The 12,880-nt window shown below is 59.4% G+C and carries 13 protein-coding genes; 8 read left to right on the top strand and 5 right to left on the bottom strand.

What is annotated here, in order from left to right; genetic code table 11:
• Positions 1–58 precede the first annotated feature (58 nt).
• The gene (locus tag EL18_RS07190; protein WP_051913852.1) at positions 59–1,153 is read left to right on the top strand and encodes a COX15/CtaA family protein; all 1,095 of its coding nucleotides are present in this window, start codon (positions 59–61) and stop codon (positions 1,151–1,153) included.
• 4 nt (positions 1,154–1,157) lie between these two features.
• On the opposite strand, the gene argC is transcribed toward EL18_RS07190, so the two are convergent.
• Together argC and speB are read right to left on the bottom strand one after the other, a co-directional pair.
• Positions 1,158–2,090 (bottom strand): N-acetyl-gamma-glutamyl-phosphate reductase, encoded by a 933-nt coding sequence (gene argC / locus EL18_RS07185; RefSeq protein ID WP_036481239.1) that lies wholly within the window; start codon positions 2,088–2,090, stop codon positions 1,158–1,160.
• A gap of 91 nt (positions 2,091–2,181) precedes the next feature.
• Complete coding sequence (speB, locus tag EL18_RS07180) at positions 2,182–3,129, bottom strand: agmatinase (RefSeq protein ID WP_036481236.1); 948 nt, start codon at positions 3,127–3,129, stop codon at positions 2,182–2,184.
• Between the two features lie 173 nt (positions 3,130–3,302).
• Between speB and EL18_RS07175 the strand changes: the two genes are divergently transcribed.
• Positions 3,303–4,394: an acyltransferase family protein gene (locus EL18_RS07175; protein ID WP_081871112.1), complete on the top strand. Its 1,092-nt coding sequence runs from the start codon at positions 3,303–3,305 to the stop codon at positions 4,392–4,394.
• A 75-nt stretch (positions 4,395–4,469) separates the two neighbouring features.
• Here EL18_RS07175 and rpsI read toward each other — a convergent pair whose 3' ends face one another.
• The 3 genes from rpsI to EL18_RS07160 form a co-directional block, all read right to left on the bottom strand.
• The gene (rpsI, locus tag EL18_RS07170; RefSeq protein ID WP_036481232.1) at positions 4,470–4,955 is read right to left on the bottom strand and encodes a 30S ribosomal protein S9; all 486 of its coding nucleotides are present in this window, start codon (positions 4,953–4,955) and stop codon (positions 4,470–4,472) included.
• On the bottom strand, positions 4,948–5,421 hold the full coding sequence (gene rplM, locus EL18_RS07165; RefSeq protein WP_036481229.1) for a 50S ribosomal protein L13: 474 nt from the start codon (positions 5,419–5,421) through the stop codon (positions 4,948–4,950). Before rplM ends, rpsI begins: the two co-directional genes overlap by 8 nt.
• A 220-nt stretch (positions 5,422–5,641) precedes the next feature.
• Entirely contained in the window at positions 5,642–6,097 is a 456-nt protein-coding gene (locus tag EL18_RS07160; RefSeq protein ID WP_036481226.1) for a PaaI family thioesterase, read from the bottom strand.
• Positions 6,098–6,229: 132 nt separating this feature from the next.
• Between EL18_RS07160 and EL18_RS07155 the strand changes: the two genes are divergently transcribed.
• From EL18_RS07155 to clpX, 6 genes are all read left to right on the top strand, one after another.
• Positions 6,230–7,051 (top strand): enoyl-CoA hydratase, encoded by an 822-nt coding sequence (locus tag EL18_RS07155; RefSeq protein WP_036481223.1) that lies wholly within the window; start codon positions 6,230–6,232, stop codon positions 7,049–7,051.
• A 7-nt stretch (positions 7,052–7,058) separates the two neighbouring features.
• Positions 7,059–7,580 carry a CoA-binding protein gene (locus EL18_RS07150; protein WP_036481220.1) on the top strand — a complete coding sequence of 174 codons (522 nt, stop codon included), beginning with the start codon at positions 7,059–7,061 and terminating at the stop codon, positions 7,578–7,580.
• Positions 7,581–7,706: 126 nt separating this feature from the next.
• A complete protein-coding gene (locus EL18_RS07145) occupies positions 7,707–8,993 on the top strand; it encodes an O-acetylhomoserine aminocarboxypropyltransferase (protein ID WP_036481217.1) in 1,287 nt (428 codons plus the stop codon).
• A 151-nt stretch (positions 8,994–9,144) separates the two neighbouring features.
• Positions 9,145–10,179 carry an NADP-dependent oxidoreductase gene (locus EL18_RS07140; protein WP_036481214.1) on the top strand — a complete coding sequence of 345 codons (1,035 nt, stop codon included), beginning with the start codon at positions 9,145–9,147 and terminating at the stop codon, positions 10,177–10,179.
• 214 nt (positions 10,180–10,393) lie between these two features.
• Positions 10,394–11,026, top strand: a complete 633-nt coding sequence (clpP, locus tag EL18_RS07135; protein WP_036481206.1) for an ATP-dependent Clp endopeptidase proteolytic subunit ClpP — start codon at positions 10,394–10,396, stop codon at positions 11,024–11,026.
• 304 nt (positions 11,027–11,330) lie between these two features.
• Entirely contained in the window at positions 11,331–12,605 is a 1,275-nt protein-coding gene (gene clpX / locus EL18_RS07130) for an ATP-dependent Clp protease ATP-binding subunit ClpX (protein ID WP_036481200.1), read from the top strand.
• Positions 12,606–12,880: the final 275 nt, after the last annotated feature.

Here is a 12,880-nt window from a genome sequence, read left to right as displayed (position 1 = left end):
CGTACGTAAGGCCACTGGTTCAATAAACCGGCAGGCAAGCAGGGGACGAGCGCACGTCATGGCAAGCATGGAAATGACTTCAGGACCAGCCGAAGAAGTGATGAAGGCCGAAAGGAACCGGTTTCTTGTCAGGTCGTGGCTCTATGTGGTCCTCGTCATGATCTTCGCGCTGGTTGTCGTCGGCGGCGCAACCCGCTTGACCGACTCCGGCCTGTCGATCACCGAATGGAAGCCGATTCACGGCGTAATTCCGCCGCTGAGCGGTGCGGAATGGCAGGAAGAGTTCGAAAAATACCGCCAGATTCCCGAATACCAGCAGATCAACAAGGGCATGAGCCTGGACGAGTTCAAGACCATCTTCTGGTGGGAATGGGCGCATCGCTTCCTGGCGCGCGGCGTGGGCTTCGTCTTCGCGCTGCCGCTGGCATTCTTCTGGCTGACGGGGCGATTGGAAAATCACCTCAAGCCGAAGCTCGTGGGGCTTCTGGCACTCGGCGGGCTACAGGGCGCAGTTGGCTGGTGGATGGTGGCTTCCGGACTGGTGGACCGTGTCGATGTCAGCCAGTATCGGCTCGCAACGCACCTCACCATCGCCTGCCTGATATTCCTCGTGGCGATGGTGATCGCGCGCGGGCTTGCACCGCATTCAGGTGGCACGTCCGGCGATGGCACGCGCAAATTCGCAGGCTGGATGATCGTGGCCGTACTCGTCCAGATCTATCTCGGCGGGCTCGTGGCAGGGCTGGATGCGGGTTTCACCTACAACACCTGGCCGCTGATGGATGGTGCGATGGTGCCGGGCGGTCTGTTCGTCCAGTCACCTTTCTGGATCAATCTGTTCGAGAACCCGAAGACGGTGCAGTTCATCCACCGCATCGGCGCCTATACAGTGCTGGCTCTGGCACTGATCCATGTCTATCAGGCCTGGTCTGCCGAAGCGGGCTCCACCCATGCCCGCCGCGCGATGGTTCTGGCGCTGCTGGTGGTCGCGCAGGCCCTTGTCGGCATCGTCACGCTGGTGATGGTCGTGCCGCTCGGCTGGGCACTGGTGCATCAGGGCATGGCGCTGGTCGTGCTCGGCTTCGCCGCTGCCCATTGGCGTGCATGCAAGGGCGCATATCCGCCCGAGCACGCGGTCGTGACACGGTCCTGACGGCTCAGCCTATACGGCCAAGCATCAGGTCCATGTTCTGAACGGCAGCACCCGAGGCACCCTTTCCGAGGTTGTCGTAGACGGCGATCAGAACCGCCTGTTTGCGCGCGTCATTGGCAAAGACATGGATGCGCATATGGTTCGTGTCGTTGAGCGACTGCGGGTCAAGGGCAGGTGAGCGCTCCAGCTCTTCGAGAGGTGCGACCTCAACGACACTGTTTTCCAGCCGGGTATAATGCGCCTCGAGCGCTGCATGGATGTCCTTGCCCGTTGGCGCATTGTCGAGCTGGCCGAGCTGTAGCGGGATCGCCGTCAGCATGCCTTGCGCGAAATTGCCGATCACCGGCTGCATGATCACGTCGTGATCCAGGCCCGTATAGGTCCTGATCTCGGGCAGATGCTTGTGATTGAGCGTCAGGCCATAGGGCAGGTAGCGCGGTGCGGCATCTCCCTTTGCCTCATAGTCCTCCATCATCTGACGCCCGCCGCCGGAGTAGCCGGTGACGCCATTGATCGTGACGGGGAAATCATTGGGCAGGAGCCCGGCCTTCAGGAGCGGGCGAAGCATCGCGATCGGTCCCTGCGGCCAGCAACCGGGATTGGCGACGAAGCGTGCTGCAGCAATGGCCTTGGCCTGTTCCTCGTCCATCTCCGCAAAGCCATAGGTCCAGCCATCGGCAACGCGATGGGCGGTCGAGGCATCGATCACGCGGGTCGTGTCATTAGGGATGAGCGAAACGCTCTCACGCGCGGCATCATCGGGCAGGCACAGGATCGCGATGTCCGCCTTGTCCAGATATTCCGCGCGCGCATCCTTGTCCTTGCGGCGCTCCACCGGCACCGAAATGATCTCGATATCCTTGCGTCCTTCGAGCCGCGAGCGGATCTGAAGTCCGGTGGTGCCGTGTTCGCCGTCGATGAAGATTTTTGCAGTCATGTCTCAAGCCAAAGAAAAGAGTCTGAAATCAGATGGATGAAGCGCAAAGCGGAATCAATCCATCAAGGTGCTGAATCGGTTCGCGAAGACGTTATCGAGCCTTCTTTTCCGCAAGAAGGCCGAGATAGTGCTGAGCAACGGATGCGCCCGCAATCGCCGTGATATCCGAATGGTCATAGGCCGGTGCCACTTCCACGATATCAGCGCCAACCATGTTCACCGCCCCAAGCTTGCGCAGGACCGACAGGATCTTTGCCGAAGAGGGCCCGCCAGCGACCGGCGTTCCCGTGCCCGGAGCATAGGCGGGATCAAGGCAGTCGATATCGAAGGTGACATAGGCTGGCACGTCGCCCAAATGGGCGATGATCTGGTCGGCGATTTCCTGCGCACGCATCTCTTCCACGTCATAGCCGTGGATGATGCGGATGCCGCAATCTTCCGGCGCATGGGTACGGATGCCGATCTGGATGGAGCGGTCGGCGTCGATCACATCCTCGCGAACCGCACGCAACACGAATGAGCCATGATCCACGCGCTTGCCGTCATCGGGCCAGGTGTCCTGATGAGCGTCGAACTGGATCAGCGCCAGCTTGCCGTGCTTTTCCTTGTGCGCCTGCAAAAGCGGCCAGGTGACGGAATGATCTCCTCCCAGCGAAAGGAGGAAGGCACCGGAACGCAAAATCTTGTCCGCCTCGCGCCGGATTTGTCCATGCGCGCGCTGCGGATAACCGTAATCGAAGAGGCAGTCGCCATAGTCGATCACCGCAAGATCCTCGAAAAGATCCCGATGAAACGGATATTGCGGGTCATTGTCGAAGATGGCCGATGCGCGGCGAATGGCCTGCGGACCGAAGCGCGAGCCGGGGCGGTTGGAGACGGCGGAATCAAACGGCAGCCCCCACACTACGGCTTCAGCGTCTTTAAGCGTCTTGGAAAATTTGCGACGCATGAAGGAAAGCGCGCCCGCATAGGTCGGGTCGCTCGCTGCACCAGTCAGATTGCGAGCTGTGAAGGCGTTGTCGATGGACTGCGAGGGCATGATCCGCGCTCCGTTACATTGTTCCAGCAGGCCGAATGCCATGCAGATGCATTAAAGCCAATCGTTAGGGATTTGGCGCGTAGACTGTTTTGCTTGTGTCGCGGCCGGTGTGCAACACAGCCGGCCCCCAAACGCGCCAGATTAGGCACAGAATGCAGTGGAAGTAGAGTCCTTTGAAGCCCAACAGTAATCCACCGGTTAATCCAGGCGTGGGCGAGACACCCACGATCCACGCGGTGCAGTATCTGCGTGCCGGCGCAGCATTTCTCGTTGTCTTCTATCATCTCGCGCTGGCACTACAGGACGAGACGAGAGCTGCAATCTCATTTTCCAAGGGTGCGGTGGGCGTCGACATCTTTTTCGTCTTGAGTGGCTTCATCATGGCGATGGTTGCAGCCGAGCGTCCCGATCCCGCAGATCGCTTCATGCTCCGTCGCATCGCTCGCATTGCTCCGCTCTATTATCTGCTGACCCTGCTGCTGTTCGCGGTTGCGCTGGTTGCCCCTCATCTCCTCAACAGCACGACCGCCGACCCGCTGCACCTGGTCACTTCCCTTTTCTTTCTGCCCTTTGACAGTGGGGGAGGGCGCAACGCGCCGATCCTCATTCTGGGTTGGACGCTCAACTACGAGATGTTTTTCTATCTCCTGGTGTTGATTTCACTGCGCTTTTTCGAGGACCGAACGCTCTTCAGCGTGATCGGGATGCTGACATTGTTGGTCGGGCTCGGACTGGCGGTGGACAGCGGTGCCCTGCTTGCCCGCTTTTATCTCGACCCGATCATCCTGGAATTTGCACTCGGCATCCTCGTCTATCACCTGGCATTCAAGCGCAGGCCACTGTCTGTGGTTATCGCCCTGCCTCTGCTTCTGGCCGGTATCGCATGGATCGTGTTGCAATCTGCACCAGTCGCTCCCGACTGGCGCTCTCTGTTGTGGGGGCTGCCGGCTGCAATGATCGTGGCCGGCGCATTGGGAGCATTCAGCAGGAATGTGGAATGGCTTCGCCGTCTCGGCGACTGGTCATATTCGGTCTATCTCATCCACGTCTACATCATTCATTTCCTGGTCAAGCTCGTCATCGGCTACCTTCCGCCCTATCCGGGCGTCGAGTGGTTCATGGCAGCCCTTGCCATACCCGCAACCATCATTGCGTCCGCCGTGCTCTTCCATGTGGTGGAAAATCCCGGTCGCAAGCTGGTCATGCGCTGGGGAAGCCGGATCAGCGGCGCGGCTGGTGCAAGGTCTTCCTCTCCCGCTGAATGATCCGGGCCAGACCGCAAACAAAAAAAGCGGACCCGAAGGCCCGCTTTCTCGAAACTGCAGAGTTTTCCGCAACGCTTAGCGCTTGGAGAACTGGAAGGAACGACGTGCCTTGGCGCGGCCGTACTTCTTACGCTCGACCACACGGCTGTCGCGGGTCAGGAAGCCACCCTTCTTCAGGACCGGGCGAAGCTCCGGCTCGTAATAGGTGAGGGCCTTGGAGATGCCGTGACGAACGGCACCGGCCTGACCGGAAAGACCGCCGCCGACAACGGTGGCGACGATGTCGTACTGGCCGTTGCGGTTGGCTGCAACGATCGGCTGCTGCAGGATCATCTGCAGAACCGGACGTGCGAAATAGGCAGCAAATTCCTTGCCGTTCACGGTGATCTTGCCGGAGCCCGGCTTCACCCAAACGCGAGCAATTGCGTTCTTGCGCTTGCCGGTGGCATAGGCGCGGCCCTGAGCGTCGAGCTTCTGGACATGCACCGGTGCGGATTCAGTTTCGGTCTGGGCTGCCTGCGTTGCTGCCCCCAGATCCTGGAGCGAGTTGATTTCAGCCATAGACCTTGACCCTTACATTCTTCTTGCTCAGCGAAGCCACGTCGAGCTTCTCGGGCTGCTGTGCGGTGTGCGGATGATCGGCACCTGCGTAAACGCGCAGATTCTTCATCTGACGACGGCCAAGCGGGCCGCGCGGGATCATGCGCTCGATGGCCTTCTCGACAACGCGCTCCGGGAAGCGGCCTTCGAGAATGTCGCGCGCCGTGCGCTCCTTGATGCCGCCGGGATGACCGGTGTGCCAGTAATACTTCTTGTTGTCGTATTTGCGGCCCGTCAGCACGACCTTGTCGGCATTGATGATAATGACATTGTCACCGTCGTCGACGTGAGGCGTGAAGGTAGGCTTGTGCTTGCCGCGCAGGCGGTTGGCGACGATGGAGGCGAGACGACCGACGACGAGACCTTCCGCGTCGATCAGCACCCACTTCTTCTCCACCTCCGCAGGCTTCTGCGAGAAGGTTTTCATGATGTTTTCCAATCTCTTGGACCCGAACCTTGTGGCTCGAGCGTTTCTTGTTGCTTCAACCGATGACCCAAGGGCCCTCGAATGAACCCCAGATGCAGGACCCGAAGTCTGCGCGGCTTATAGAGAGCGGGAGCGAGCAAGTCAATTCACGAAAAACGACCCGGCATCAAAAACAATCAACAAAAACAACCAACTAGAAAAGAGGTAAAATAATACCACACTATTTTTGAGGCGGAATCGCGTAAGTGCCGGTTGCGTGGGCCACCAGGTCATCGCGTCCCGAAACGGAAATGGCCACATCGAACACCATCAGGCTGCGCCCCAGCTTCAGGATCGAGCATCGGCCATCAATGTCACCTGCTGGCGCTTTCCGCATGAAATTGATGTTGAGATTGGTGGTCACCGTCAGCGCCTTGCGCCCGATATGCGAGAGCGCGCAGACATAACCGCCAATATCGGCAAGGGTGAAAAGGGAAGGGCCGGAGACCGTGCCGCCCGGGCGCAGATGCTTTTCCGAAGCCTCCAGCCGCACCAGACAGCCGCCAGGCCACACATCCACGGCGCGATATTCGGATTGTTCGTTGAGCTGCGGATAGACCTCGCTGAGATAGGCATTGACCTCCTCGGCATTCATCACCGGCGTCAATGAACCGCCTTGCCTGACCTTCTGATCCATCCGCTGTCTCCTCCACTCGCGCTCGCTCAATTCTGGCACTGCGGCTGTGCCAAGAAAAGAGCATTGCTCGCCCTGTAAACCGGTGTGCGGGCCGTGCTAGCCTTCGCGCGAGCTTTGGAGGAGGAGAAGCCAATGGCCCAGCTTGCCGAAACCCTATCAGGTAAAGCCATCAGCCTTGTCGAGGCGCGGCAGGAGGATGCCACACTCATCCTCACCCTCAAAAATCCACCCGCCAATGCGCTCTCGATCGCCATGATGGAAGCTCTGCTCGGTGCCTTGGAAAGGGCGCGCGGCAACGACGCGGTGCGTGCCATCATCATAACGCATGAAGGCAAGGTCTTTTGTGCCGGTCACGACCTGAAGGAGATGACTGCGCATCGCGCGGATGAGGATCGCGGTCGCGAATTCTTCGCGCGCACCATGGGCCTTTGTTCGAAGCTCATGCAGACCATCGTGCGCCATCCCAAGCCAGTCATTGCCGCAGTTGGCGGTGTCGCGACGGCAGCCGGTTGCCAGTTGGTCGCCTCCTGCGATCTGGCGGTGGCGGGAACCGGCGCGCGCTTTGCCACGCCAGGCGTCAATATCGGCCTGTTCTGCTCCACGCCCATGGTCGCGCTCTCCCGCAATGTCTCGCGAAAACAGGCCATGGAAATGCTGCTCACCGGCGAGATGATCGACGCTGAGACCGCCCGGGCCTTCGGTCTCGTCAACCGTGTCGTCGCGCCCGACGAGGTGAATCAAACTGCGATGAAATTCGCGCAGACCATTGCTTCCAAATCACCATTGACACTCAAGATCGGGAAGGAAGCATTCTACGAGCAGGCGGAGATGGGCTTGGGCGAGGCTTATGAATACACCGCCCGCGTGATGGTCGAAAACATGCTGGCCCGCGACGCGGAAGAGGGCATCGGCGCTTTCCTCGAGAAGCGCAAGCCCGAATGGAAAGGCGAGTAGAAGCCTTATGAACCACGATAACTATTCCGACAGCTATATCGGTTCGATCCTGCGAAGCGTGAGGTCGATCGCGGTTGTCGGTGCTTCGCCCAAGGATGTGCGGCCGAGTTTCTTTGTCACCAAATACATGATCGACAAGGGCTACACGGTTTTTCCCGTCAATCCGGGACATGCAGGCGGCGAAATCGCGGGTGCGCCGACCTTTGCCAGCCTTGCCGACATTCCCGAGCCGATCGACATGATCGACATCTTCCGCGCCTCGAGTGCCGTTCCCGGTATCGCCGAGGAAGTGCTCGCACTCGATCCGCTGCCGAAAGTCGTCTGGATGCAATTGTCCGTGCGTGACGATGCTTCGGCTGCACGGCTGGAAGAGGCCGGCATTCAGGTGGTGATGGATCGTTGCCCGAAGATCGAATATGCGCGGCTTTCGGGCGAGATCGGCTGGAATGGCATCAACAGCCGCGTCATTTCGTCGAAGAAGCCGTTGCTGCGCAAGGGCTTCCAGAGCTTCGGCCTCCGCCAGCGCTAGCCGCTTGTCGCAGTTCCGGCGAGCAAGGTTGTTTCGCCGGGCCACCGGAAATTGGACAAATCTTCTTTGCCTGTGCCCGCGGCCTCTGTATTGATGGCCGCGAATTGTTCCCAAGGAGGATGTATCATGAGTGACCGCACGCCCGGTTTTGAAACTCTCGCCGTTCATGCAGGTGCGGCACCTGATCCCACCACCGGCGCTCGCGCGACGCCTATCTACCAGACAAGCTCCTATGTATTCGACGATGTGGAACACGCGGCTTCGCTCTTCGGGCTGAAGGCTTTCGGCAATATCTACACCCGCATCATGAATCCGACCCAGGCGGTTCTGGAAGAGCGTGTCGCAGCCCTTGAGGGCGGCACGGCGGCCCTGGCAACCGCCTCCGGCCACGGCGCACAGCTTCTTGTCTTCCACAATCTGATGCAGTCGGGTGATAATTTCATCGCCGCCAAGCGCCTTTACGGTGGTTCGATCAACCAGTTCGGCCATGCCTTCAAGAATTTCGACTGGCAGGTGCGCTGGGCCGACCCGCAGGACATGTCGAGCTTCGAAAGCCAGATCGACGAGCGTACCCGCGCGATCTTCGTCGAAAGCTTGGCCAATCCCGGCGGCACTTTTGTGGATATCGATGCGATTTCCGCCGTGGCGAAGAAGCACGGCCTGCCGCTGATCGTCGACAACACCATGGCTTCGCCCTATCTCGTGCGCCCGATCGAGCACGGCGCCGATATCGTGGTACATTCGCTTACCAAATTCATGGGCGGCCACGGCAATTCCATGGGCGGTATTCTGGTCGATGGCGGCACTTTCGACTGGTCGAAATCCGGCAACTATCCCATGCTTTCCGAACCGCGTCCGGAATATGGTGGCGTGAAATTGCATGAGACTTTCGGGAATTTCGCCTTCGCCATTGCAGCCCGCGTTCTTGGCCTGCGTGACTTCGGCCCGGCGATCTCGCCCTTCAATGCCTTCATGCTCTTGACCGGCATCGAGACGCTGCCGCTGCGCATGCAGCGTCATTGCGACAACGCGCTGAAGGTCGCCAAGTGGCTGAAGGATCAGCCAAGCGTTGCCTGGGTGTCCTACCCCGGCCTGGAGGATGATCCGAACCACGACCTCATGAAGAAATACTCGCCCAAGGGCGCAGGTGCGGTCTTCACCTTCGGTCTTAAGGGCGGCTTCGAGGCCGGCGTGAAATTCGTCGAAGGTGTCGAGCTCTTCTCCCACCTGGCCAATATCGGCGACACCAAGTCGCTCGTTATCCACCCGGCATCCACCACCCACCGCCAGCTCACCGAGGAACAGCGCGAAGCTGCAGGTGCGGGAAATGACGTGATCCGTCTTTCCATTGGCATCGAGAACGCCGACGACATCATTGCCGATCTGGAACAGGCGCTGGCCAAGGCCGGATAAGCGTTCCAGCTCCGCCAATCTGCTCAAGCCGGTCCTGCAACGGGGGCCGGCTTGAATTTTTTTGAACCGGGTTCTTCGCACCGGCCCTTCAAATCCCGCGCGGAGTGCATAGTTGGGATGTCTCAACTTCATTTTCAGCGGAAGAGATTTTATGCAGACCACCGACAAGAACCGCCGTATCGTCCTTAACGAGCGCCCCAAGGGCGAGCCGAACGATAACACGCTGCGGCTGGAAGACGCGTCGATCCCTCAGCCCGGTGATGGCGAGGTGCTGCTGCGCACCGTTTACCTTTCGCTCGATCCCTATATGCGCGGCCGCATGAGTGCCGCGAAATCCTATGCCAATCCCGTCGAGATCGGCGACACCATGGTTGGTGGCACCGTCTCGCGCGTCGTGACCTCGAAGAACAAGCGCTTCAACGAGGGCGACTGGGTGCTGTCCCAAGGCGGCTGGCAGGATTACAGCATCACCAATGGCGAGGGCGTCATCAATCTGGGCTCGGACACGCCCAACCCCTCTTGGGCGCTTGGCATACTCGGCATGCCCGGATTCACGGCCTGGGCGGGGCTCGAGTTCATCGGCGAGCCGAGGGAAGGCGAGACGGTGGTGGTGGCAGCCGCAACCGGTCCGGTCGGCGCGACGGTCGGCCAGATCGCAAAGCTTAAAGGCTGCCGCGTTGTGGGTATCGCAGGTGGCGAGGAGAAATGTCGCTATGCGACCGAGGAGCTGGGTTTCGATGCCTGTATCGATCGCCGTGAGGGTGATCTGAAGGAAGCACTCAAGGAAGCATGCCCTGACGGCATCGATGTCTATTTCGAGAATGTGGGCGGTGCCGTCTTCGACGCGGTTCTCCCGCTCATGAACCCGCATGGCCGCATTCCGGTCTGCGGTCTGGTCGCGCAGTATAATGCGACCTCGCTGCCCGAAGGCCCGGACCGCTCTCCGCTGATCCTCGGCACGATCCTGACCCAGAAGCTGCGCGTGCAGGGCTTCATCATCTTCGACACTTTTGGCCACAAATTCCCCGAATTCCAGAAGGTCATGCAGGCCTGGCTGAAGGACGGCAAGATCAAGTATCGCGAGGACATGGTCGAAGGTCTGGAGAAGGCCCCGCAGGCTCTCAACGGCATGCTCAAGGGTGAGAATTTCGGCAAGCTTGTCGTGCGCGTCGGACCTGACGCCTGAGCATTTTGCAAGACGCTCTTTGCGGCAGGCGAGGGGCGTCTTGCGTCAACCATTTTCTAACGCGCATTGGCGACAGTGGCTCAACCGTTCCCGCCTCAAGCGTACGGGCCTTGCACAAGCGCAAGGCTGCATCCTATTTATTGTGTGAATGATAGCCGAATCTGCCGCCTTTAGGCTCGGCAGCTCTTTAGCCCGAAAAACCGAAAGGCTTTCCATGTCCAATCCAGTCGAGACCGCGATGAACCTTGTGCCGATGGTGGTCGAGCAGACCAACCGCGGCGAGCGTGCCTACGACATTTTCTCCCGCCTCCTGAAGGAGCGCATCATCTTCATCACCGGGCCGATCGAAGACAGCATGGCGACGCTTGTCTGCGCCCAGCTTCTCTTCCTCGAGGCCGAGAATCCGAAGAAGGAGATCGCGCTCTACATCAATTCGCCCGGTGGCGTGGTGACGAGCGGCATGGCGATCTACGACACGATGCAATTCATCAAGCCTGCCGTTTCGACGCTTTGCATCGGCCAGGCGGCTTCCATGGGCTCGCTTCTGCTCTGCGCCGGTCACAAGGACATGCGCTTTGCAACGCCCAATGCCCGCATCATGGTGCATCAGCCTTCCGGTGGCTTCTCCGGTCAGGCCTCCGACATCGAGCGCCACGCCCAGGACATCATCAAGCTGAAGCGTCGCCTCAACGAGGTCTATGTCAAGCACACCGGTCAGGACTACGAGACCATTGAAAAGACGCTCGACCGCGACCATTTCATGACTGCGGACGAATCAAAGGAATTTGGCCTCATCGACCAGGTCATTTCCTCTCGCGAAGCGCTGGAAACGCCGGCTGAAAGCTGAGCCGACTTCGGGCAACTGTGTAGAAAGCGCAGGCAAGGACGGGAAATCGCGGATACTGTGCGATTTCCGTCACATTTTGCTGTTCCCTGAGGGGACGGGGCGACCTACGTTAAGCCTATGTTGATTTTCGATCTCCAATCTGATGTGGAGATTGATCTGTTGCCGCGCTTTCCGATTTGTGTTTCGTTCGGAAAACGGGATTTGGGCGAAGTGCAGCCTTGCCTTTTAAGGCTTCTGCTCTTCCCTCTTCCGGCAGGACTGTCCATCTCTGGGGGTTGCCGGTGGTACTGAAAGGACGTGAGAAATGAGCAAGATCAATAACAGCGGCGGTGATTCCAAGAACACGCTGTACTGCTCGTTCTGCGGCAAGAGCCAGCACGAAGTACGCAAGCTCATTGCTGGCCCGACCGTGTTCATCTGCGATGAATGCGTCGAACTGTGCATGGATATCATCCGCGAGGAAAACAAATCCTCCATGGTGAAGTCCCGTGAGGGCGTGCCAACGCCTCAGGAAATTCTCGAGGTTCTCGATGACTATGTCATCGGTCAGCCTCATGCCAAGCGCGTGCTTTCCGTGGCTGTTCACAACCACTACAAGCGCCTGGCCCATGCGGGCAAGAATCCCGATGTGGAACTTGCCAAGTCGAACATCCTGCTGATCGGTCCGACCGGTTGCGGCAAGACGCTCCTGGCCCAGACGCTGGCGCGCATCATCGATGTGCCCTTCACCATGGCCGATGCGACAACGCTGACCGAGGCCGGTTATGTGGGCGAGGATGTCGAGAACATCATTCTGAAGCTGCTGCAGGCGGCAGACTACAATGTCGAACGCGCCCAGCGCGGCATCGTCTATATCGACGAGATCGACAAGATCTCCCGCAAGTCGGACAATCCCTCCATCACGCGTGACGTGTCGGGCGAGGGCGTGCAGCAGGCGCTTCTGAAGATCATGGAAGGCACGGTTGCTTCCGTTCCCCCGCAGGGCGGACGCAAGCATCCCCAGCAGGAATTCCTGCAGGTGGATACGTCCTCCATCCTCTTCATCTCGGGCGGTGCCTTTGCCGGTCTCGACCGCATCATTTCCGATCGCGGCCGCAAGACCTCCATCGGTTTTGCCGCAACGGTGGATTCGCCCGAAGACCGCCGCACCGGCGAGCTTCTGAAGCAGGTCGAGCCGGAAGATCTCCTGAAGTTCGGTCTTATTCCCGAATTTGTTGGTCGTCTGCCGGTGCTGGCAACGCTTGAGGATCTCGACGAGGATGCCCTGGTGCAGATCCTCTCCGAACCGAAGAACGCGCTGGTGAAGCAGTATCAACGCCTCTTCGAGATGGAGAATGTGGAACTGACCTTCCACGAAAACGCGCTGCGTGAGATCGCCCGCAAGGCAATCGAGCGCAAGACGGGTGCTCGTGGTCTGCGTTCCATAATGGAAGCGATCCTGCTGGACACCATGTTCGAGCTTCCCGCTCTCGAGGGCGTTCAGGAAGTTGTGATCTCCGATGAGGTCGTGGCTGGCAATGCCCGTCCGCTCTACATTTACGCAGAGCGCGAGAAGGAAAAGGACAGCGTCAGCGCCTGATCAGGCTTCGTGACATTGCAAGGGCGGGTCTGACAGCGGGTGAAACCGCTTTCTTCCCGCCCTTTTCACGTTTTTGCACCGTTGTTTCCCGGTAACCGCGTTTCAGTTCTTTAATCCACGGCCTTGCGGGTCTACCTTGAAGGCCGGATGGGCATGGGCTGCATGTAATGGCCGGCGTCAAGACCTTGATATGCGCGCCCGCACTCTCCAACTAGGGGAGTGAGCGGGTGCCCCGGGTCAAAGGACCGGTGTCGCGAATGCGAGCCTTGTCGGAG

Origin of the sequence: Nitratireductor basaltis (genome assembly GCF_000733725.1) — a bacterium.
In the GTDB taxonomy this organism is placed as follows: Bacteria; Pseudomonadota; Alphaproteobacteria; order Rhizobiales; family Rhizobiaceae; genus Chelativorans; species Chelativorans basaltis.
Note: the sequence above shows the minus strand (reverse complement) of the source record. Positions and strands in the feature narration are given on the sequence as shown.